At 57.4% G+C, this 20,363-nt stretch carries 19 protein-coding genes; 11 read left to right on the top strand and 8 right to left on the bottom strand.

Annotation, left to right across the window (positions count from 1 at the left end; genetic code table 11):
• Positions 1-125: 125 nt before the first annotated feature.
• Positions 126-1,151 carry a helix-turn-helix transcriptional regulator gene (locus tag GAL_RS19190; RefSeq protein ID WP_024099208.1) on the bottom strand — a complete coding sequence of 342 codons (1,026 nt, stop codon included), beginning with the start codon at positions 1,149-1,151 and terminating at the stop codon, positions 126-128.
• Positions 1,152-1,272: 121 nt separating this feature from the next.
• Between GAL_RS19190 and GAL_RS19185 the strand changes: the two genes are divergently transcribed.
• The 3 genes from GAL_RS19185 to pdxR all read left to right on the top strand — a co-directional run bounded on the left by GAL_RS19185 (position 1,273) and on the right by pdxR (position 5,487).
• Positions 1,273-3,045 carry an acyl-CoA dehydrogenase gene (locus tag GAL_RS19185; protein WP_024099207.1) on the top strand — a complete coding sequence of 591 codons (1,773 nt, stop codon included), beginning with the start codon at positions 1,273-1,275 and terminating at the stop codon, positions 3,043-3,045.
• Positions 3,046-3,100: 55 nt separating this feature from the next.
• A complete protein-coding gene (gene dmdD / locus GAL_RS19180; RefSeq protein ID WP_024099206.1) occupies positions 3,101-3,907 on the top strand; it encodes a methylthioacryloyl-CoA hydratase in 807 nt (268 codons plus the stop codon).
• Between the two features lie 116 nt (positions 3,908-4,023).
• Complete coding sequence (gene pdxR, locus GAL_RS19175) at positions 4,024-5,487, top strand: MocR-like pyridoxine biosynthesis transcription factor PdxR (protein WP_024099205.1); 1,464 nt, start codon at positions 4,024-4,026, stop codon at positions 5,485-5,487.
• A gap of 366 nt (positions 5,488-5,853) precedes the next feature.
• Here the strand turns inward: pdxR and GAL_RS19170 are convergent, their stop codons facing one another.
• On the bottom strand, positions 5,854-7,629 hold the full coding sequence (locus tag GAL_RS19170; protein ID WP_024099204.1) for a PQQ-dependent methanol/ethanol family dehydrogenase: 1,776 nt from the start codon (positions 7,627-7,629) through the stop codon (positions 5,854-5,856).
• 235 nt (positions 7,630-7,864) lie between these two features.
• Between GAL_RS19170 and GAL_RS19165 the strand changes: the two genes are divergently transcribed.
• From GAL_RS19165 to GAL_RS19155, 3 genes are all read left to right on the top strand, one after another.
• The gene (locus GAL_RS19165; RefSeq protein ID WP_024099203.1) at positions 7,865-8,140 is read left to right on the top strand and encodes a hypothetical protein; all 276 of its coding nucleotides are present in this window, start codon (positions 7,865-7,867) and stop codon (positions 8,138-8,140) included.
• Between the two features lie 185 nt (positions 8,141-8,325).
• A complete protein-coding gene (locus GAL_RS19160) occupies positions 8,326-9,306 on the top strand; it encodes an ABC transporter substrate-binding protein (protein WP_024099201.1) in 981 nt (326 codons plus the stop codon).
• Between the two features lie 6 nt (positions 9,307-9,312).
• Positions 9,313-9,939 carry an ATP-binding cassette domain-containing protein gene (locus GAL_RS19155; RefSeq protein ID WP_024099200.1) on the top strand — a complete coding sequence of 209 codons (627 nt, stop codon included), beginning with the start codon at positions 9,313-9,315 and terminating at the stop codon, positions 9,937-9,939.
• Here GAL_RS19155 and GAL_RS19150 read toward each other — a convergent pair.
• From GAL_RS19150 to GAL_RS19125, 6 genes are read right to left on the bottom strand one after another with little or no spacing between them, the layout of a single operon-like run.
• On the bottom strand, positions 9,936-10,484 hold the full coding sequence (locus GAL_RS19150) for a tetratricopeptide repeat protein (RefSeq protein WP_040104351.1): 549 nt from the start codon (positions 10,482-10,484) through the stop codon (positions 9,936-9,938). The two genes, GAL_RS19155 and GAL_RS19150, sit on opposite strands and share 4 nt — an antisense overlap.
• A 40-nt stretch (positions 10,485-10,524) precedes the next feature.
• Positions 10,525-11,313 carry an ABC transporter permease gene (locus tag GAL_RS19145; protein WP_024099198.1) on the bottom strand — a complete coding sequence of 263 codons (789 nt, stop codon included), beginning with the start codon at positions 11,311-11,313 and terminating at the stop codon, positions 10,525-10,527.
• Complete coding sequence (locus GAL_RS19140; protein ID WP_024099197.1) at positions 11,310-12,026, bottom strand: ABC transporter ATP-binding protein; 717 nt, start codon at positions 12,024-12,026, stop codon at positions 11,310-11,312. The genes GAL_RS19145 and GAL_RS19140 overlap by 4 nt, the downstream gene beginning before the upstream one ends.
• Positions 12,023-12,475: a hypothetical protein gene (locus tag GAL_RS19135; RefSeq protein ID WP_024099196.1), complete on the bottom strand. Its 453-nt coding sequence runs from the start codon at positions 12,473-12,475 to the stop codon at positions 12,023-12,025. Before GAL_RS19135 ends, GAL_RS19140 begins: the two co-directional genes overlap by 4 nt.
• Positions 12,476-12,500: 25 nt before the next feature.
• Positions 12,501-13,478 carry a YVTN family beta-propeller repeat protein gene (locus tag GAL_RS19130; protein WP_024099195.1) on the bottom strand — a complete coding sequence of 326 codons (978 nt, stop codon included), beginning with the start codon at positions 13,476-13,478 and terminating at the stop codon, positions 12,501-12,503.
• Positions 13,475-14,653, bottom strand: a complete 1,179-nt coding sequence (locus GAL_RS19125; RefSeq protein ID WP_024099194.1) for an ABC transporter substrate-binding protein — start codon at positions 14,651-14,653, stop codon at positions 13,475-13,477. The genes GAL_RS19130 and GAL_RS19125 overlap by 4 nt, the downstream gene beginning before the upstream one ends.
• A 145-nt stretch (positions 14,654-14,798) precedes the next feature.
• On the opposite strand from GAL_RS19125, the gene pedF reads away from it, so the two are divergent.
• The 5 genes from pedF to GAL_RS19100 all read left to right on the top strand — a co-directional run bounded on the left by pedF (position 14,799) and on the right by GAL_RS19100 (position 20,342).
• The gene (gene pedF, locus GAL_RS19120; RefSeq protein ID WP_024099193.1) at positions 14,799-15,497 is read left to right on the top strand and encodes a cytochrome c-550 PedF; all 699 of its coding nucleotides are present in this window, start codon (positions 14,799-14,801) and stop codon (positions 15,495-15,497) included.
• A gap of 4 nt (positions 15,498-15,501) precedes the next feature.
• The gene (locus tag GAL_RS19115) at positions 15,502-16,404 is read left to right on the top strand and encodes a substrate-binding periplasmic protein (protein WP_040104350.1); all 903 of its coding nucleotides are present in this window, start codon (positions 15,502-15,504) and stop codon (positions 16,402-16,404) included.
• 275 nt (positions 16,405-16,679) lie between these two features.
• Positions 16,680-17,165, top strand: a complete 486-nt coding sequence (locus tag GAL_RS19110; RefSeq protein WP_024099191.1) for a (2Fe-2S)-binding protein — start codon at positions 16,680-16,682, stop codon at positions 17,163-17,165.
• A gap of 11 nt (positions 17,166-17,176) precedes the next feature.
• Positions 17,177-19,549, top strand: a complete 2,373-nt coding sequence (locus GAL_RS19105) for a xanthine dehydrogenase family protein molybdopterin-binding subunit (RefSeq protein ID WP_024099190.1) — start codon at positions 17,177-17,179, stop codon at positions 19,547-19,549.
• Between the two features lie 10 nt (positions 19,550-19,559).
• Positions 19,560-20,342, top strand: coding sequence for an FAD binding domain-containing protein (locus GAL_RS19100; RefSeq protein ID WP_024099189.1), 783 nt, complete (start codon positions 19,560-19,562; stop codon positions 20,340-20,342).
• Positions 20,343-20,363: the final 21 nt, after the last annotated feature.

The following is a 20,363-nucleotide window of genomic DNA, read 5'->3' as shown; positions in this document are numbered from 1 at the left end:
GATTTCTTTTAAGTACCATGGCTTTGTAAATCTGACCTGTCAAAATGACGATCAATGCTGGGGTGCAAAGCAAGGCATCCTCTCTTCGAATGCAAATGGATATTCCATGTCACTTTGCCAAGAAGCTACCGATACGAACTGGTTGTTCCCCCGGTCCAGCGACGGAAGGCGCGGTGAAAGTTCGCAGCCGATGAAAAGCCAAGGTCGTCGGAGATGTCCTCGATGGATTTGTGACCAGCCCGCAGGTCACGGATGGCGATGTCACGGCGTAAAGCGTCCTTGATGGACTGGAAGGACGTCGCCTCATCCTCCAGCCGTCGCATAAGCGTGCGAGGTGTCACATTTAGCATCGCCGCCGCGTCCCCCAGACGGCAGTCTTCCCAGTTTGATCGATAAAGAAAATCCCGGATCTGCAGGGACAGCCGATGCTCGCGAAAACCGGTGAAAATCCAGTCCCGCGGCGCCCGATCCAGGAATGCCGCAAGTTCCGCCGGGCTACGAGGTTGCGGGGGTCCCAGCTGTTGCGGATCAAATGAAATCGCAGAACACCACTGAGAGAAGCGCACCGGGGCGGGAAAAATCACCCCGTAGTCCTGCGCAAAATCGGGTTGGTCAAATGCAAACTGCACAGCGCGAACCGGTACCTCGTAACCTGCAAGCCAAGACAGCAATCCATGCGCTAATTTGAGCAGGAGCATATGCCCGAAACGGTGAGCTTCCGGCGCGCCACGTGGCATGAGGCTTAGAGTGATCTTTGATTTTTCGGATTTTAGTTCAATGCAGTAGTCGTCCAGTATCAGATTCCAAAACGTCGAAAACCGATAGAGTGCTGCCGGCAGAGTTCCAGCTTCGCGCACAGTTGTGAGCAGGTGCTGAAGCGCCCGTGGACGAACCGGACGGCTCCACAGGCCAGGCATCTCATCGCCGGTTTCTGCAGCGGCAATTTGATAGAGCTTAACGATCTGATCCAGTGTAACGCGCTGAGTGGCTCTGTTTGCCTCGGGCTTTGAGTTGACAAGTTGGGACAGACCGCAGTGAGACAGGATCCTGTGTATCTGATCCACATCACAGCAGGGCTGAAGAGCGGACAGCCAGTCTTCGATGAAGGGCAGTGAAACGGTTGCCAGCGTGTCTGGATTAGGGCGTGTCATAGAGGCAATAGAATACGTCGATTTGTCACTTTCGGAAAGTCGTTTGTCAAATTCTGGAATGGGCAGTCTTCTGGCCATAGCTTAGACAATCGGCAACAGCTAGCACATCAACGAGGCGCCAATGGCTTATGAAGCTCCGATCCGTGACATGATGTTTAATCTCGACCATCTTTCGCAATGGCCGCAGGTCAGCGCCCTTGAGAAATACGGTGAGATTGATCGCACCGATGCCCGGGCCGCGCTGGAGGAATTGGGCCGGTTTTGCACTGATCTGATCGCGCCGCTGTCGGCTGTCGGCGACACCACGGGGGCACGGCTGGATGGAGATAAGGTCGTTCTGCCAGAGGCCTTTGCGGCTGCCTACGCACAGTTCGTTGACATGGGATGGCAAAGCCTGGCTCACCCGGCCGATCATGGTGGAATGGGGCTGCCCCGCGTGGTCGGCGCGGCAGCCACCGAAATTCTGAACGCGGCAGACATGAGCTTTGGCCTCTGCCCGCTTCTTACAGATGGTGCCATTGACGCGCTGCAATTGTCGGGAAGCGAGGCGCAGAAAGAGCTCTATCTGCGCCCGCTGGTCTCCGGCCGTTGGACCGGAACTATGAACCTGACAGAGCCACAAGCCGGCAGCGATCTGGGGCGTGTGCGTTGCAAGGCAGAGCCGCGCGCGGATGGCAGCTACGGGGTCAGCGGCACCAAGATTTTTATCACCTATGGCGCGCATGAGCTATCGGAGAATATTATTCATTTGGTTCTGGCCCGGACGCCGGGCGCGCCGGAGGGCCACCGGGGGCTAAGCCTGTTTCTGGTGCCCAAGTTCCTCGTTGATCAGGAGGGCACACCCGGCGACCGCAACAGCGTCGATTGCGTCAGTATTGAACACAAGCTGGGAGTACGGGCGAGTCCCACGGCTGTTTTGGAGTATGCCGATGCCACCGGCTATCTGATCGGGGAGGAGAACCGCGGTCTTGAATACATGTTCACCATGATGAACGCCGCGCGGTTTGCGGTTGGGGTACAGGGCGTCGCTGTTTCTGAACGCGCCTATCAACATGCGCTGTCCTACGCCAAGGAACGGGTACAGGGCCAGGCGATTGGGCTGGACCCTGACAAGACAACGGCGATCATTGGTCATCCCGATGTGCGCCGGATGGTTCTGCGTATGCGAGCACTGGTCGAAGGGGGGCGCTCTCTGAGTATGGCTGCGGCGGGTTGGCTGGATTTGTCCCAAAACGGCGATGATGACATCCGCGCCGAGACCGCGCCGGTGGCTGAATTTCTGGTTCCCTTGGTCAAGGGGTTCTGTTCGGAGCGGGCGGTTGAGGTAGCATCACTCGGGGTGCAGATCCACGGCGGCATGGGGTTCATCGAAGAAACCGGTGTGGCGCAGTTTTACCGGGATGCGCGCATTCTGCCGATCTATGAAGGCACCACCGCCATTCAGGCCAACGACCTGCTTGGGCGCAAGGTTTTGCGAGATGCCGGTCAAACGGCGCGCCGGTTCTCCGCTATGATTGCAGACACCGAGGCTGCGTTACAAACAGGGAGCGCCAAACTGCAGGATATCGCGGTACGTCTTGGCGAGGCCAGGCGGGCGTTTGATGCCAGCCTGGCCTGGCTGCTGGAAACCGCCCCCAATGAACCCAGAGCCGCATTTGGGGGCAGTGTGCCCTTCCTCAACCTCACCGGTACGCTTGCTGCCGGCTGGCAGCTGGCGCGCGCCGCGCGCGCTGCTGAGGCGGAACAGCAAAGGGGGAACGAGACCGAATTCATGGCGCAAAAAATCACCACCGCGCAGATATTTGCGCATCATGTTCTGGTCGAATGCGAGAGTGATCGTGCGCGCATCATGACGGGCGCAACCAGCCTTCTTGATGAAGCCAGCCAGCTCTGACCTCCGATAAAATATCCGCCTCCGGGCACATCTCCTAGTCCGAAAGGATCCAGCCATGTTGGCAAAAGACAGTTTCAGCTCATATCAGAACCTTGCAATCGACGTGCGCGACAACGGCGTCTGCGTCGTAAGCCTTGATCGCCCTAGCAAGCGCAACGCGCTGGATACCGCCACGATCGAGGAACTGGTTCAGTTCTTCAGCAATGCTCATCGCAAGGGGGTAAAGGCGGTGGTCCTCGCCGGGAAGGGCGACCATTTCTGCGCCGGTCTGGATCTGGTTGAGCATTGGAAAGAAGACCGAAGCCCAGATGAATTCATGCATGTCTGCCTGCGCTGGCATGAGGCGTTCAACAAGATGGAATATGGCGGTGTACCGGTGATCGCAGCACTGCAGGGCGCGGTGGTTGGGGGCGGTCTGGAGCTTGCCAGCGCCGCCCATATTCGTGTGATGGATCACACCACATATTTTGCTTTGCCAGAGGGGCAACGTGGGATTTTCACTGGGGGTGGCGCAACTATTCGGGTGTCTGATTTGATCGGCAAATCCCGTATGATCGACATGATCCTGATGGGGCGTGTCTATCAGGGGCAGGAGGCAGTTGATCTGGGATTGGCGCAGTACATCACTGATGGTTCCAGCTTTGACAAGGCGCTTGAGCTTGCTGATCGGGCAGCCGAAAACCTGCCGCTCACCAATTATGCCATCTGCTCTGCGATCAGCCATCTCAACAATATGTCCGGCATGGACGCGGCTTACGCCGAAGCTGTTGTTGCAGGCGTGGTGAACACACAACCGGCCGCCCGTGCACGGCTTGAGGCTTTCGCCAATAAAACCGCGGCTCGGGTGCGCCCGAACGACTAGCGCGATATTGGTCCCGTCAAACCGACGAGGGGAGGGCGGGACCGCGTCGCAGGGGAGTATTCCGGGTGGGTGATGCCGGCTTGACTGGCTTGATCAAATACAGCAATTCTTGAGGAATGACTAAAGCCAGAACGGGGGCGGCACTGCTGTCCCTCTCCCTTGATCGCGATGGTGCAGACACGCTTCAGGTGCAGCTTCTTACGCAGCTGAGGCGGTTGATTCTGGACAGAATGATAGCTCCGGGATCAAAACTCCCCTCCAGTCGAACGCTGGCCGAGGAGTTGTCGGTCTCTCGGGTGACGGTCTCTGCGGTCATCGATCAGTTGATCAGCGAAGGGTATCTGGAGGGGCGCGCACGGTCGGGCGTCTATGTCGAAGCAGAATTGCCGGATCAGGTGCCAGAGATGCAGTCCGGCGCTGCGCCCCATGTGGATCAGGTCAGGTCCGATATCATACCAGAAAGGGCGGCCCCTTCCGCGCCCTTGCAGCCATTTGATACCTCCTCACCCGAACTAACACTGTTCCCGTACCGGCAATGGGCGCGTCATCATGATCAGACCTGGCGAAGGCCGGATGCGGCGCTGCTGTCGCGTATCGATCCATTTGGCTGGCCGCCTCTGCGGGAAGCTATTGCGGATCATTTGCGCGAATGGCGTGGATTGCCCTGCACGGCAGAGCAGGTTTTCATCACATCAGGTGTTGTCGAAGCCATCGGTCTGATTGCCGGTGCAACGCTCAGCGAAGGAGACGAGGTGTTGATCGAGGAGCCGGGATACGCCGTCCTGAACCGGGCTGTGCACCACAACCGGCTTGTCTCTGTTCCGTCGCCGGTCGACCAACAGGGACTCGATATCAAGACGGCGCTTCAAACGACCCCTCGGGCGAAGGCGGCGATCGTGACCCCATCGCGCCACTATCCGCTCGGCGTCACAATGCCACTGTCCCGTCGGCTTGAGCTGATCGAATGGGCCGTCGCCCGCAACGCCTATGTGATCGAAGACGACTTCGACAGTGAATACCGGTTCCAAGGTAAACCGCTTCCCGCCATGATGAGCCTCAGCAATCAGGATCGGGTGATTTACGTCGGCAGCTTCTCTAAAGTGATTTTTTCCGCATTGAGGCTAGGGTTTGTGGTTTTCCCGAAGTCAATGTTGCCCAAGGTGAGGTCGGCATTGCCCCAGTTAGATCAGCAGGCATCGCTGATGCTGCAGCCGGTCCTGGCACGGTTCATGCAAAGCGGTGACTTCGCCATACACATCCGACGCATGCGGCGCCTATATGCCAAACGGCAGGCGGCAGTTTTGACGGCAATCAAGCTGCATGCCGCGGATCTTTTGATTGTCGATCCCGTGCCTGCCGGAATGCATCTGGTCGCTAGTTTGACGCCAGATCTACAGAGCCGCATGAGCGATACTGAAGCGGTAGAACGGGCTAAATCCGCCGGGGTTACCGTGCAGCCTTTGTCGTCCTTTTTCGCAGGCCCACCTGTGAGCCGAGGGCTTGTCATGGGGTTCGCGGGATTTTCGGAGGAGCACCTAGAGAAAGGTGTCCGAGCTCTCGCGGCAGCGTTGAGAGCCTGATACTCAGTTTCGTGATTGCGATATATTTAACATAATTCACATTAAGGGTAGTTTTGTTGTGCACGGGAGCGCGCTACCCTCAACTGAGCTCCTATTAGACGCCAAGGAGTTACTCAATGAGGAGAGTCTGACATCACACGAGCGCTAGGTTGCCGAGCGGCCGGTTCGTATCAGCCGTGCTGAACGACTACGCGGCGCTTGAGATGCCTGTTACGCGGCCTTTGGGATAAATAAGCCTATCCGGGGAAAGGAAGACTGCGCTCAGCTTTTGATTGGTGCAACAAGGCCGATCAGACCTGTCTTACCCAGTTATGAAACAAAAAAGCCCCCGGAAATCCGGGGGCCTTCGCTAATCGAATGATAGCCTTACTCTGCGGAAGCAAGCTGCTTTGGCAGGCGGAAGGTCCAAAGCGTGCCACCCTGGTTGAGATAGTTTACCTTCTTGGCGACTTCTCCACCCCAAAGCGGTACCGCGCCACCCCAGCCCGAGATCACTGTGACATATTGTTCCCCGTCCTGTTCCCAAGTGATTGGCTGGCCAACGATGCCTGAACCAGTCTGGAAGGACCAAAGCTCTTCGCCGGTTTCATCGTCAAAGGCGATGAACTTGCCTTCAGGCGTGCCGGTAAATACGAGACCGCCGGCAGTGGTCATCACTCCACCCCAAAGAGGGGCGTCGTTCTTGAACTCCCACTTCATCTCACCCGTGTCGGGGTCAATCGCTTTCAGGCTGCCGATATGGTCTTCGTAATTTGGCTTGATGGTAAAGCCAGACCCAAGGTAGGCCGCACCCTTCTTATAGGTGATTGGCTCGTTCCAGATATCCATGCCCCATTCGTTGGAGGGCACATAAAACAGGCCTGTCACCGGCGAATGCGCCATCGGCATCCAGTTCTTGCCGCCCAGGAAAGAGGGAGAGGCAAAGACAACTTCGCCCTTCTTGCCATCAGCCGCTTTTGATGGATCACCAGGGCGGTTTGCCTCGTTGAAGATCGGGCGACCGTTTTCGTCGATGCCTTCGGCCCAGGTGATGTCCTTGACGAAAGGCGTGGCTGAAACAAATGCGCCGTCTTCACGGTTCAGAACGTAGAAGAAGCCGTTCCGGTCCGCGGTGGCATAGCGCTTGTTGCCTGCGCGGTCGGTATAGGCGACCACTTCGTTCACACCGTCATAATCCCAGCCTTCGCGAGGCGTGGTCTGATAGTGCCATTTGATTTCACCCGTTGCCGGATCAAGACCAATGCGTGAGGCGGCATAAAGGTTGTCGCCGGTGCCATCGTTGTTTTGCCCCGCGTCGCGCAGCCAGGAGTTCCAAGGCGCTGGGTTGCCGGCGCCAAAGACCAGTGTGTTGGTGTCGATGTCGTAAGATCCGCCATTCCAGGTCGCCCCGCCGCCGGTCTTCCACATGTCCCCCGGCCATGTTGCGTTCAGCGTGCCAGTCATGGTGCTTTCTTCGCCATTCAGCATGCCCATATGGCCTTCGATCACGGGGCGATCCCAGACCAATTCACCGGTTTCGGCATCCCGCGCCTGAACCGCGCCTACAATGCCGAATTCACCGCCGGAGTTGCCAGTGATGACCAGGCCGTTCACGATCAACGGTGCCGCGGTATAGCTGTAGCCCGCCTTGTAATCGGCAATCTTCTTGTTCCAGACCGTGTCGCCGGTCTTGGCGTTCAGCGCAACGATGCGCGCGTCCAGCGTGCCGAAATAGACGTTGTCGCCGTAGATCGCCGCGCCTCGGTTGACCACGTCACAGCAAGGCAGAATACCTTCGGGCAGACGCGCATCATATTGCCACAGCTCTTCGCCGGTTTTCACGTCGATCGCGTAGAGGCGCGAATAGGAGCCGGTGATATACATGACGCCGTCATGCACCAGCGGCTGGGTTTCCTGGCCACGTTGTTTTTCCCCGCCCAGTGAGAAAGCCCAAGCCGGTACGAGATTCTTGACGTTGTCCTTGTCCAGGATGTCCAGTGGTGAGTGCCGCTGTAAGTGCCGTCCCATGCCATTGGTCAGAACATTATCTGTCGAGGCGGTGTCATTTGCGAGCATTTCTTCTGTAACACCCGCCCCATGCCCATCTGCCAGCGCAGAGGTCGCAAGCAGGCTAGCTGTGGCAGCGATTAGAAATTTGTTCATGTCTTCTCCTCCCAGTTGCCCTTCGGTGGGCGGTCCAATTGAGAGCCAACCGCGGAGCGCAGACTCTTTCCTCCGCCTCAATATTTGCAGGAACTGGTGCAATCGGTATTGCACAATGGTCGTAGGTCCCATTTGCGACTTTGGTCGCGCAGAAATTGCATCTTCAAAGAACTAAATTTTCAGCGGGAGGAGGGATGTGTCATGCGAATTGCGCCGATTATCGGATGGAGCACCTGTGAAGATTGCTAAGGTCACCTTCGCGGAGGATCGAAGCTATGTCATTGAAATGGGGCAAGAGCCCTTCAAGAGTCATTTTCTGTCCATGCGACCGTTTCGCTGTCTTGAGGGGCTGAACAAGCATTGGCGCCATGTGCCCTACCCCTTCGAAATCCATCGCGACATCAGCGCTGATTTGACAGATCTGGAGTATGACTTTCTTTTTATCTGGAAAGGCGCCACCGACTACGGGATCAATATGTGGAACGGAATCCACTACAAAAATACAATCTGAAGGAGAAGTCGCTTCATCGGAAAGCTGCATGAAATGAACATGGATGTGCTTTCTGCTCCGCCAGACCAGGGTGTGCTGCGCCCTCTCAAACCCGCTGATCTGCATGAAAGCGATCCCGAAAGCCATTGGCTGCCCCAACTGATCATCGAATAAACATCGCAAAGCACTTGGCGCAGGAGAAAACCATGAGGCTTGTTCAACATCTGCTGGGGGCTTTGGTTGCCCTACTCAGCCTTGGGGTCAACGTGCAGGCGGACCAAAGCGTGCTGCGCATTTCAGTGCTGAAATTCGGTACGGTCAATTGGGAATTGGACACGATCAAGCACCATGAATTGGACAAGGCGCATGGCTTTGATCTGTCCGTTCAGGGTGTTGCCGGGGGTGCGGCCGCCAAAGTGGCGTTCCAGGGGGGTGAGGCAGATGTCATCGTGTCGGACTGGCTCTGGGTTGCGCGGCAGCGGGCGGCGGGTAAGGATTTTGTCTTTATCCCCTACTCCAAGGCTGTGGGGGGATTGCTGGTGCCAAAAGGTAGCTCATCAAAAGAACTGCCTGATCTTGCCGGGAGCAAGATCGGTATCGCTGGTGGGCCATTGGACAAAAGTTGGCTGATCCTGCGGGCCTATACGGAGAAGAACCTTGGGATGGATCTGAAAGCGCAAAGCGAACAGGTTTTTGGCGCACCACCGCTGATTTTCAAAGCTGCCCTTAGCGGTGAGCTGGATGGTGCCATCAATTTCTGGCATTTCGCAGCAAAGATGGAAGCCACAGGCATGCACAAATTGGTTGATATATCTGACGCGGCGCGTGAGCTTGGGCTTGATCCGGAAACCCCGTTGCTGGGCTATGTTGTCAAGGGATCGTTGGTGCGCGAACAGCCCGAACTGGTGCAGGGATTTGCTGAGGCATCGCGTGAGGCCAAGGTAATGTTGGCTTCGGATGACGCAGAATGGGAAAGGTTGCGCCGCCGCATGAACGCCAAGTCTGATGCTGAGTTTTCGGCGCTCAAAGCCGGGTTCCGCGCAGGCATCCCCGCCCCACGCCCGGTTGATCCAGTGGCGGCCGCACGGATGCTGGAGGTGATGTATCAGGTTGGCGGAGAAGACCTGCTGGGCCAGGCGCGCAACCTGCCGGAAGGGACATTCTATGACCCCGAAAAACCCGGATAATGCGGTTTGAGACCGCAGGCTGCCATAGAGGATATTGTTCTTGATCTGGATCTGCGCCGCCTGATCCTGCAAGGCAAACCAATCTTGCACGGTATCCGCCTGCGCTTGAGGCGATCGGAGACGCTGGCACTGGTGGGCCCGTCCGGGATTGGCAAGACCTCGCTGTTGCGGGTTATCTCCGGGATCAACACAAATTTTGATGGGCAACGTAAGCTGAACGGCACCTGCGCGGTGGTGTTTCAAGAACCAAGGCTGCTGCCGTGGATCAATGCGCTGTGCAACATCTGCTTCACCACGGGCGTCTCGCCGGACCACGCGCGCAAAGCTATGTCAGAGGTTGGTCTCAGCGGTCGGGAAGCGGATTTTCCTGATCAACTATCACTGGGCCAGCAAAGGCGTCTGGCGCTGGCGCGGGCGTTCGCAGCAAAACCCAACCTGCTGCTGCTGGATGAACCTTTCGTTTCGCTGGACCCGGCATTGGCGGAAGAGATGATGTCTCTCTTTGCGCAGATGCGGGATCGCCACCACACCACAACAATCCTTGTCAGTCATGCTGAGGCCGAGGCGCAACGGCTTGCGGATCGGATCGTGACACTGGCTGGAAACCCGGCAAGTTTGGTTCCGCAGGTCTAGAACAGGGGTGTATATCGCCAGTTGTCGGCATCCGGCGTGACCTCATCAAGGTCATAACCTGCGTTCTGCAACCGCTGGGCAACTTTCAATCCTTCAAGTGCCGCCTCATCCACCAATTGCTGCCCCAGTGCCTCGTCCTGCGCAACGCCGTGACCGCGCATCAGCGCGATACCGTAGTTGAATTTTCCCACCGGATCGCCAAGCTCTGCCGCGCGACGATCCCATTCAGCGGTTGCATCCGGGTTATAGGCCGCGCCCAACCCGTTGCCATCCAACTGGCTCATCCAGGTCATGGCACCGGTGTAGCCATCGTTGGCACAATTGCGGAACAAGGTGCGCGCTGAGCCATGATCACCCGATTTGGTCAGCGCATAACCCATGGAACACAGAACCATGCCTGTCTTCCCCTGCTCTGCGCGCTGCAGCATGGGCTGCCAGGTCATTTCATCAGGGTTCAGTGTGCCATGCGCCTGATCCGCTTCCTGGGCCATCGCCCCGGTAACTGCAAAAACGCAAAATATCGTGGTGAGTATGGCATGTTTCATAAGGGGTTTCTTATCACAAAAAATCGAATGTTTCGAGCCTTCAGCGCCGTCCGATACGCGTACGGGCCGGATCATAACCCATCAGGGCACCAAGGGTGAAAACCGCCAGAGCCATACAGGTCCAACCCAACGCCGGGGCATTGAATTCGACGTAAAGCGCAAAGCGGATCAGTTCGACCGCATGGGTGAACGGGTTCAGCGCACAGATGTCATGCAGCAGTTCAGAGCTTTCGGCCATTTTCCAAAGGGGGTAAAGCGCGGAAGACAGGAAGAACATCGGGAAGATGACAAAGTTCATGACCCCGGCAAAATTCTCTAACTGTTTGATCAGGCTGGACAACAGCAATCCTAAAGCGCCCAGCATCAGCCCCGCCACCAGCAGCGCAGGTAGCACTGTCACATAACCCCAGCCCGGCATGGTGATGCCAAAGGCAGCGGCAATCGCCAGAAAGACACAGACCTGCAAAATCGAGATCATCGTAGAACCCACAAGCTTGCAGAACAGCAACCAGCCGCGAGGCAACGGCGAGGTCAGTAGCAACTTCATCGAGCCCATCTCGCGGTCATAGACCAGACTGAGCGACGACTGCATCCCATTGAACAACAGGATCATCCCGCACAGCCCCGGCACGATGTAGGTCTCATAAGTGATGTAGGTCTTATAAGGGGGAATAATGCTGAGACCCAACGCGGCGCGAAAGCCGGCTGCAAAGACCAAAAGCCAAACCAGCGGTCGCACCAATGCTGCCACGAAACGCTCTCGCTGATGGACAAAGCGCAGAGCCTCACGCAGCACAATAGCCCACAATGAGGTCAGATAGGCCGTCATGCGCCGGCCTCGGTCAGCCTGAGGAAGCGTTCCTGAAGTGTTGTCTCACCGGCGATATCACGTGCGAGCCCCTGCACAAGCACCTCAGCGCGATGGAGGATGATCAGATCATCATTCGGCTGCACCTCATCGGTCAGGTGGGTGGCCCAGAGAATTGTCTTACCCTGCTCAGCCAGTTGATGAGCATGTGCGGTGATGGCTGCACGGGATGCAGCATCCAATCCGACGGTTGGCTCATCCAGCAACAGAACCGAAGGGTCATGCAGCAGGGCGCGGGCCAATTCCGTGCGCCGCCGATGTCCGCCATTGAGTGTCCGCGTCTTTTCCCCTGCCCGCTCGCGCATCTCCATCAGATCAAGCGCGTGATCGATACGCATGCGTGCCGCACGCCCCGACAGACCATGCAGCGCCGCAAAGTAAGACAGGTTCTGCCGAACTGTCAGATCCAGATCCAGCGTGGTTTGCTGAAACACGATCCCAAGCTGGGCCAACGCCGAGCGTGGCGCTTGTTTCAGGTCGTGGCCAGCAATGCTGATATAACCGCTTGGCGCGACGAACAACCGGGTCAACAAACCGAACAATGTCGACTTGCCGGCTCCGTTTGGGCCAAGCAGCGCGCAAAAACTACCAACAGCGACGCTGAAGGACACATCCTTCAACGCCTGCTTGTTGCCGTGGGAGTAACTCAGGTCACGGGCCTGCAACCCATTCATTTTATGGTGATATCGAGGCGTTGAGTCTCTCCTGAGGTGCCTGGGATTTTGATATAATAGGCACCGGGTTTGATGGCGACAAAGCCGATTTCCATTTCGCCTGCTTCATCAAATTCGATGCTGTCCAACCCAAGCGGGCGAATTTCCAACCCTTCTACGACAATTTCGTCGATCCAAATGGCACGGAAAAATTCCGGACCCACAAGAGTGAGTTCCTGACTGCCATCGCCCTGAATTTCAAACTCGTAGTAGGTGCCGGATTTCAGCTCCCATGGGCCCGTTGGTGAAATCGGTTCTCCTGCGGATAGGATGATGGGGGGCAGATCTTCCTTGTTTTTGCCCGACAACAGGCCTGCCGCGCCAAAGCTGGGTTCATCATCATCATTATCCGCGAAAGCGATGGCTGGGGCACTCAGGGTCAGTGCTGCGATAACGGCAAGTCTCAACATGGTTCTTCCTCGAAGTTTGTAAGTATCAGGAACTGGTGGGTCTGAGGGCCGCGCCCCAAGGGAAACGCCCAACCTTGATGGATTTGACAGCCTTGCGCGATGCCACGTCGATTACAGTCACATCGCCAGAGACGCCGTTGGTGGTGAATAGTAAGGAACGGTCCGCATTGAAGGCCATGTGCCAGACGCGGCGGCCCACCAGAATGTAATCCTCGACCTCATAGGTTTCGGCGTTCACCACGGCGACGTGGTTTGAAGGGCCAAGCGCGACAAAGGCGTGGGTGTCACCTTCGGAAAATTCGAAACCAACAGGCTGCACCCGATCAGGATGCACGCCCTGCACCTCAAATTCGATCTTGGCCTTTTCGCTTTGACTTGCGCTGTCGAAAACCGTGATCGTACCGCCGATTTCGGAACTGACCCACATCTCGACACCATCCTTGACGAACTCGGCATGGCGCGGGCGGCTATCGACCAGCGTATTGGCAAAAAGCTTTTGCGTATCCGTGTCAATCCAATGGGCCATGTTGGTTGTTTCGGAGGTTGTGATGGCAATCTTGCCATCGGGCGAAACGGCCATCCCCTCAGGCTCAACCCCGACGTCAATCTGGGCAATCACCTTACGTGTTTCCGTATCGACCACTGTAGTGATCGCATCGTCTTCGTTGGCGATGTAAAGGTGGCGGTCGTTGGGGTGGAGGACGAATTGCTCGGGGTCATCCCCGGAAGGCAGTTCATTCAGAATCTTGCCGGTTTGCGGGTCCATCACCTGCACCGCATTGCTGTCGGAGGCGCAGATGTAGACGCGGCTGTAGTCCTTGGAAAAGATGATCCCGCGCGGGCGTTCACCGGTGTCATAGGTATTGATGACCTCTAGTGTCTCCGTAGAAATCACTGAAACCGTGTCGTCCTTTTCATTGGTCACCCAGATCTCATCCGCGTGGACGGCTGACGAGACAAGGGCGACAATCGCCACGCTGGTGGCAGTGGCAAATCTGATCATTCGAAGACCTCACAAGTGCTTTCCGGGCGGTCAAGGCCCAGGCTATCCAGTTCATTGGTTTGGTGCAGAAACCCCTCCAGCGGGGCCTGCGCGACAAGGGCACGGGGGTGCGCCAGCGCCACAGGCTGACGCAGCTGTCCGTTCCAGCGCCGATAGGTCAGCGGACGGCCCTTGAATCCTGCCAGTTCAAAATCATCCGACAAGATGTAGGTGCGCAGGCTTTGTACATCATCTGCATTGGTGCGGGTCACGGCTTCGCCCAGGGTACGGACTGCTGCCCAGGCCGCATAGTCTTGAGCATTCATCCTGCGCCCGCTTTGTTCCTCAAAACGCGACTGCAATTGCGCAGCACCCCATTGCTCAATCACCTCTGACCAGCCAAGGGCAGACAGCCCCTCCGATCCCACGACGGGACGGGCCTGCCATGTGTTGTAGAGTACGTAGCGCCCAAAATCATGAACCTCATCCGCCAGGATCAGGGCGTCGTAATCGCCAAAGGCATGAGTGAACAGCGGAACCTCCTGCGCAGCGTTCCTGCGCATGTCAGCATCAAACAGCCATTCCTTTTCGCCCTGCAAGGACAGTCCGAACTTGGCAAGCGAACGCCGCATGGCCGCCGCATAGCTTTGATCGGCAGGGTGGCTGCCGGTGATCATGACCAGATCATCCCAGCGCTTTTTTACCAGCACCTGCGCCAACGCGTCGGTGCGCATCATGTCAGAAGTAATCGTATGGAGCACATTGGCGCGGCATTCGCCATCCCGAAGGGACAGGTCCCCCGCTGAGGTGTTGAAGATCAGCGCCTCGGCTGCTTCGGGCAGATCTGCAATGGCACGCAAGTTATCTGCACTGGCGTCAACCACCAGATAGGGCGTGACCGCCAGCATCATGCGCGCTGCTTCGAGTGTATCCTCGCCCATCAATACCTGTGCGCTTAACAGCTCATAGGTTTGACCCAGAAATTTGCCGGTTGTCTGATTGTCTTTTAATCCGGCGTTCGCCCCGGCAAGCCCATTATCCTCAGGCACGGGATCAAGATTTGACAAGGTTGGCGGCAGCGGTTGCTCAACTTGCAAATAACCAACCACAAGGCGGGCTTCTGCACAAAGCACAGTGGCTAGACCTGACAAGAACCCGGCCAGGATTGTTGATCGAAAGAGCTTACAAAAGAACATGAAGCAAAGACTAGCCAAGCCCAGGTAAAGAGGAAGTACGACGATGGTCTAGGTCGGGCAGAAACAGAACCAAAGTCCAATACCACATCATTATTCCGTGCCTTAGGGAGTGATTTAACAAACCACATCTGAGAGGAGAGGCGACATGACGAAGTCTACAGCGAAGTCACTCGCACTGGGAGCAGCCATCGCAAGTATGGCAACCTTGGTTCTGGCCCATGGTGACGTGGCTCCGCAGGCGGTTGACACCACCGGGCTGCCTGAAATGGGCGAGGAATGGTTGAGCGAAAATCCCTATCGCGCTGACAAGGTTGGTGAAGAGACTTGGCTGCGCGCCATCGAAATCGGCGCTTCTGGCTACAATCAGAACTGTGCCCGCTGCCATGGGCTTGAGGTTGTTTCCGGTGGTCTGGCTCCTGACCTGCGCTTCCTAGAGGCTGAAGAATACGGCGATGAATGGTATGTCGAACGCTTCCGCGTGGGCTACACGCAAAATGGCACCACCAAGATGCCTGCCTTTGGGGAACTATTGGGTCAGGAAGCCGCTTGGGCCATCCGCACCTATATCGAAGCCCGCCCCGACGAAGGTGCACTGGATGACTACGCTGACGAGCTGAAAGCGCTCCGTGATCAGATCGCAGGCTACGCAACGGATGGCAATGGCACAGACGGTGGCGCACTGATTAACCGTCTGAATGAAATCTCAGGGCAGGTTGAAACCGCCTCTGGCGCTCCGGTGGCGGATAGCGTGGCTTTCCGCGCGGCCAGGTTGATTGATGGCACACCCGAAGGCTACAAAGCTGCACAAGAGGCGTTGACCATCGGCCTTTCGGCTGCAAACTGACTGTATGAAGCCAATCACACGCCTTTTTTCTCTCGTGCTTCTGGGTCTGCTCATTTGTGGGCAGGCCCAGGCTGCTGATCCTTGTGCTGATCATGTGCCGCAAGCCAAACCACAAAACGTGGGCCGCGACATTGTTGGCAAAGAGCTCGACCAATTGATCGAGCAAGGACACATGCTGTTTGCAGTCTATGAGAACTATCCGCCCTATTCCTGGGAGGAAGGCGGAACCGCCAAAGGGGTTGATATCGAAATTGCCCGGATTATCGCCGACGATCTGGGGGTGGAGGCCCGCTTTAATTTCGTCACGGCGGGTGAAAACCTCGATGCGGATCTGCGCAACAACATCTGGAAGGGCGCGCTGATTGGCGGGCGCGTCGCCAATGTGATGATGCGCATTCCCTATGACAGTGCCTTCAAGTGCCGGGTTGAACAGGTGGTGTTTACCGGCCAATACGCAGGCGAAAGCATTGCCATAGCTTATAATAAGTCTGCCTATCCGGACGAAAAACCGGTGCCTGCCTATTTCCGCTTTGATCTGGTGGGTGTCGAAAACGATTCCATCTCTGATTTCTATCTGTCGGGCTTTGTTGGCGGGCAGTTGCGGGGCAATATCCGTCGCCACCTTACAACGGGGGAGGCCATGGCCGCGCTTGACAGCGGTGCGGTCAAGGCAGTGATGGGGCCATTGGCAGAGCTTGAATTCGGGCTGACCGAGAACACAGCCGTGCACCAGCCGCCACTAGCGGGCTTTGCGGTCAGTCAATGGACGCTGGGGGTGGCTGTCAACTTCCGTTATCGCCCGCTGTCCTATGCGGTGGATGATGCGATCTATGCCGCCCTTCAGGACGGCCGTATTGCGGAGATTTACGCGCAATATGGCCTGTCTCATGCCGCGCCAGAGCGGTGACATTGGCGGCCAATTGCCCTGCTCTACCCAGCATATAGAACTTTAGTCGTACACACTTGGTACAATAGTGCGGATGCACCACCCGCCTTAGTCTTGGGCTCAGAACCGATGCCCGGCTGTCGGGATGTTCGCTGAATTTCTCTCAGACGGACAGGCCGACCGCCACAATGACGAAGATCCTATATGCGCGTGCTCAGAGAGACCTCAAACTATTGCACGCTCAGGAGCGCGGCGCAGGGATCTAGCCATTTTCTAATATTCAGCGGGAGGACAGAATGACAAATGTAACCATGACCGTGAACGGTAAGACCGTGACCGGCGCTGCGGAAGGGCGCACACTGCTGTCGTCGTTTCTCCGCGAGGGGCAGGGTCTGACAGGCACCCACATCGGCTGCGATACGTCGCAATGTGGGGCCTGCGTGGTGCATGTAAATGGCCAGGCGGTCAAATCCTGCACGATGTTCGCCGCCGAAGCCGCCGGTGCCACGGTGGAGACCATTGAAGGTCAGGCCAATGCGGATGGATCTCTGAATGTCATTCAGCAGGCGTTTCAGGATCATCATGGCCTACAATGCGGGTTCTGCACCCCCGGCATGGTGATGTCGGCCGCAGCTCTGCTCAAGGACAACCCAAAGCCGACCGAGCAAGAGGTGCGTGATTACCTCGAAGGTAACATCTGCCGCTGCACGGGATATCACAACATCGTCAAAGCGATCATGGCTGCGTCCGGGCAGGACGTTTCCACCATCGCTGCGGAATAGGAGGGAACCATATGCCCAAAGACAGTGGAATTGGCGCTTCGACCCTGCGCCGCGAAGATGTTCGCTTTCTGACCGGAACCGGCGAATACACTGATGACATCCAGATCGCCAAACAGGCCTGCGCGGTTTTCGCCCGCTCAACCTTGGCCCACGGCAAGATCAACAGCATCGACACCTCTGCCGCCGAAGCGATGCCCGGCGTGTTGGCGGTCTTCACCGGTGAGGATTTTGTTGAGGTCGGAGGTAACCCGGCAGGCTGGCTGATCAACAGTCGCGATGGCGAACCGATGAAGGAACCTAAGCGCCCGGTCCTGGCCCATGGCAAGGTACGTCATGTAGGCGATGCCTATGCCGCCGTGATTGCAGAAACGGTTGAACAGGCCAAAGACGCGGTTGAAGCTATTGAGGCCGATATCGAGGAACTGCCCGCTGTGGTCGACATGGGCGAGGCCCTGTCCGGTAGCAACTTCGTGCATGACGAAATCGGCACCAACCAATGTTTCGACTGGGGCTGGATCGAAGACAACCGCGCCGTCACCGATGAGGCGATCAAGAACGCCCATCACGTCACCACGCTGGAGCTAGTCAACAACCGTCTGGTTCCCAATGCGATGGAGCCGCGTTGTTCCATTGGTAGTTACAAGGCCAGCACGGGCGAATACACGCTCCACACGACCTCGCAGAACCCGCATCTGACGCGGCTCTTGATCTCGGCTTTTGTGCTGGGCATTCCAGAGAACATGCTGACCGTGATTGCCCCGGATGTGGGCGGCGGCTTCGGCTCTAAGATCTATCACTACGGCGAAGAGGCGCTGGTGTTGGCCGCGGCCAAGCGGTTGAACCGCCCGGTCAAATGGACCGCAGACCGGACGGAGGCATTCCTGACGGATGCTCATGGCCGTGACCATGTGACCAAAATCGAACTGGCGCTGGACGCCGAGGGCAAGTTCCTGGCGTTCCGCACCGATACCAAGGCGAATGTGGGAGCCTATCTGTCGAATTTCTCGACCGCGACACCGACCTTTCTGCACGGCACTTTGATTGCTGGCAATTACACCGTGCCGCTGGTCTATGTGAACGTCAAAGCGGTGTTTACCAATACCGCACCCGTTGACGCCTATCGCGGCGCGGGCCGGCCGGAGGCGACCTATTCTATTGAGCGGGTGATCGACAAAGCCGCACGCGAACTGGGCATGGACCCGATAGAGCTGCGCCGCAAGAACTTCGTTAAGCCGGATCAATATCCCTTCGCCTCTGCCGCTGGACTGGAATATGACTCGGGCAATTATGACGCGCTGATGGACAAGATGGTTGATGTCTCCGACATGGCCGGTTTTGCCGCACGTCGGGCCGAAAGCGAAGCCAAGGGTCTGCTGCGCGGCTTTGGTGTGAACGCCTATATCGAAGCCTGCGGCATCGCGCCGTCGAACCTTGTGGGGGTGCTTGGCTCTCGCGTAGGACTTTATGATGCGGCTACGGTTCGGGTGAATGCCACCGGCAACCTCAGCGTGATGGTCGGCGCTCACAGCCATGGGCAGGGCCATGAAACCGCCTTCCCCCAGGTGGTGGCAGAGATGCTCGGCATTGATGCGGCCAGCGTGGATATCGTGCATGGTGATACGTCGAAAATCCCCTTCGGCATGGGCACCTATGGATCCCGTTCGTTGGCGGTCTGTGGCTCTGCTGTTGTGCGCGCGACGGAGAAGATCATCAACAAGGCCAAGAAAATCGCCGGTCACATGTTGGAGGCTTCTGACACCGACATCGAGCTGAAGGACGGCGTGTTCTCCGTCTCCGGCACGGATAAATCCGTGACCTTTGGCGAGGTGGCGCTCAAGGCTTATATCCCGCACGACTTCCCGCTTGAGGATCTTGAGCCGGGCTTGGAGGAAACTGCCTTTTACGATCCGGCCAATTTTACCTACCCTTCGGGTGCCTATTGCTGTGAAGTCGAGGTGGATCCCGCGACGGGCAAGGTGCGCGTGGACCGGATGACAGCGGTGGATGATTTTGGCAATGTCATCAACCCAATGATCGTCACAGGTCAGGTCCATGGCGGTCTGGCACAGGGCATTGGTCAGGCATTGGTGGAGAACACCACCTATGACGCGGATGGCCAGTTGTTGAGCGCATCTTACATGGATTACTGCATGCCGCGCGCGGATGATGTGCCGTTCTATGCGGTGGATCATTCCCAAGGCACGCCTTGCACGCACAACCCTCTGGGCGTGAAAGGCTGCGGCGAAGCCGGGGCCATCGGCTCACCGCCGACGGTGGTGAACGCTGTGATCGACGCCCTGCAATCGGGTGGTCACAATATTACTGACATCGACATGCCTGTGTCACCTGGACGGGTCTGGCAGGCAATGCAGGCAAGCAAGTAAGGAGAGCGACATGTATAATTTCGATATCGAAAAGCCGGGCTCCGTTGCTGATGCAGTTGCAGCCCTTGGTTTGGAGGACGCGCAGGCGCTGGGGGGCGGGCAAACCCTCATCCCGACGCTTAAACAGCGTCTTGCTAGCCCTAGCACACTGGTTTCGCTGTCGGGCGTGGCCGAAATGCAGGGCATTTCCCTTGTAGGGCGTGATCTGCGCATTGGTGGGGCAACGACCCATGGTGCGGTTGCGGCAGATGGATCTTATCCGGCGCTGTCGGCACTGGCCGCCAACATCGGCGACCCGGCAGTACGCAGCCGCGGTACCATTGGCGGCAGCCTTGCCAACAACGACCCCTCCGCCTGTTACCCTGCCGCCGCACTGGCGTCGGGGGCGACGATCGTGACCAACACCCGCGAGATTGCGGCTGATAACTACTTCCAGGGCCTGTTTGACACAGCGCTTGAGGAAGGGGAAATCGTCACTGCGGTGAAATTCCCGATCCCTGAGGCCGCGAACTATCAGAAGTTCGTCCAGCCCGCCTCACGCTTTGCACTGGTTGGGGTGTATGTCGCGAAATTCGACAGCGATGTGCGGGTTGCTGTCACGGGTGCCTCCAACAACGGTGTGTTCCGCTGGACCGCTGCTGAGGAAGCCCTGTCAGGCAATTTCTCAGCCGATGCTGTTGAAGGGCTGTCGATGTCTGCGGATGATATGATCGCAGATTTGCATGGCTCAGCCGAATACCGGGCCCATCTGGTGCAGGTCATGACGGCCCGCGCGGTGGCGGCAGCGCGCTAAGGCATACTCCAAAGAACTGAC

The sequence above is a fragment of the Phaeobacter gallaeciensis DSM 26640 genome (assembly GCF_000511385.1).
GTDB lineage: Bacteria > Pseudomonadota > Alphaproteobacteria > Rhodobacterales > Rhodobacteraceae > Phaeobacter > Phaeobacter gallaeciensis.
The sequence above is the reverse complement of the archived record's forward strand: the minus strand, read 5'-3'. Positions and strand labels throughout refer to the sequence as shown.

Excerpts from the sequence above, each read along its gene's own strand:
- GAL_RS19115 (WP_040104350.1), top strand. The coding sequence starts at position 15,502 with ATGAAGCCAATCACACGCCTTTTTTCTCTCGTGCTTCTGGGTCTGCTC.
- GAL_RS19190 (WP_024099208.1), bottom strand. The coding sequence starts at position 1,151 with ATGACACGCCCTAATCCAGACACGCTGGCAACCGTTTCACTGCCCTTC.
- GAL_RS19100 (WP_024099189.1), top strand. The coding sequence starts at position 19,560 with ATGTATAATTTCGATATCGAAAAGCCGGGCTCCGTTGCTGATGCAGTT.
- GAL_RS19105 (WP_024099190.1), top strand. The coding sequence starts at position 17,177 with ATGCCCAAAGACAGTGGAATTGGCGCTTCGACCCTGCGCCGCGAAGAT.
- GAL_RS19135 (WP_024099196.1), bottom strand. The coding sequence starts at position 12,475 with ATGTTGAGACTTGCCGTTATCGCAGCACTGACCCTGAGTGCCCCAGCC.
- GAL_RS19130 (WP_024099195.1), bottom strand. The coding sequence starts at position 13,478 with ATGATCAGATTTGCCACTGCCACCAGCGTGGCGATTGTCGCCCTTGTC.
- GAL_RS19145 (WP_024099198.1), bottom strand. The coding sequence starts at position 11,313 with ATGACGGCCTATCTGACCTCATTGTGGGCTATTGTGCTGCGTGAGGCT.
- GAL_RS19140 (WP_024099197.1), bottom strand. The coding sequence starts at position 12,026 with ATGAATGGGTTGCAGGCCCGTGACCTGAGTTACTCCCACGGCAACAAG.
- GAL_RS19160 (WP_024099201.1), top strand. The coding sequence starts at position 8,326 with ATGAGGCTTGTTCAACATCTGCTGGGGGCTTTGGTTGCCCTACTCAGC.
- dmdD (WP_024099206.1), top strand. The coding sequence starts at position 3,101 with ATGTTGGCAAAAGACAGTTTCAGCTCATATCAGAACCTTGCAATCGAC.
- pdxR (WP_024099205.1), top strand. The coding sequence starts at position 4,024 with ATGACTAAAGCCAGAACGGGGGCGGCACTGCTGTCCCTCTCCCTTGAT.
- pedF (WP_024099193.1), top strand. The coding sequence starts at position 14,799 with ATGACGAAGTCTACAGCGAAGTCACTCGCACTGGGAGCAGCCATCGCA.
- GAL_RS19150 (WP_040104351.1), bottom strand. The coding sequence starts at position 10,484 with ATGAAACATGCCATACTCACCACGATATTTTGCGTTTTTGCAGTTACC.
- GAL_RS19125 (WP_024099194.1), bottom strand. The coding sequence starts at position 14,653 with ATGTTCTTTTGTAAGCTCTTTCGATCAACAATCCTGGCCGGGTTCTTG.
- GAL_RS19185 (WP_024099207.1), top strand. The coding sequence starts at position 1,273 with ATGGCTTATGAAGCTCCGATCCGTGACATGATGTTTAATCTCGACCAT.
- GAL_RS19110 (WP_024099191.1), top strand. The coding sequence starts at position 16,680 with ATGACAAATGTAACCATGACCGTGAACGGTAAGACCGTGACCGGCGCT.
- GAL_RS19170 (WP_024099204.1), bottom strand. The coding sequence starts at position 7,629 with ATGAACAAATTTCTAATCGCTGCCACAGCTAGCCTGCTTGCGACCTCT.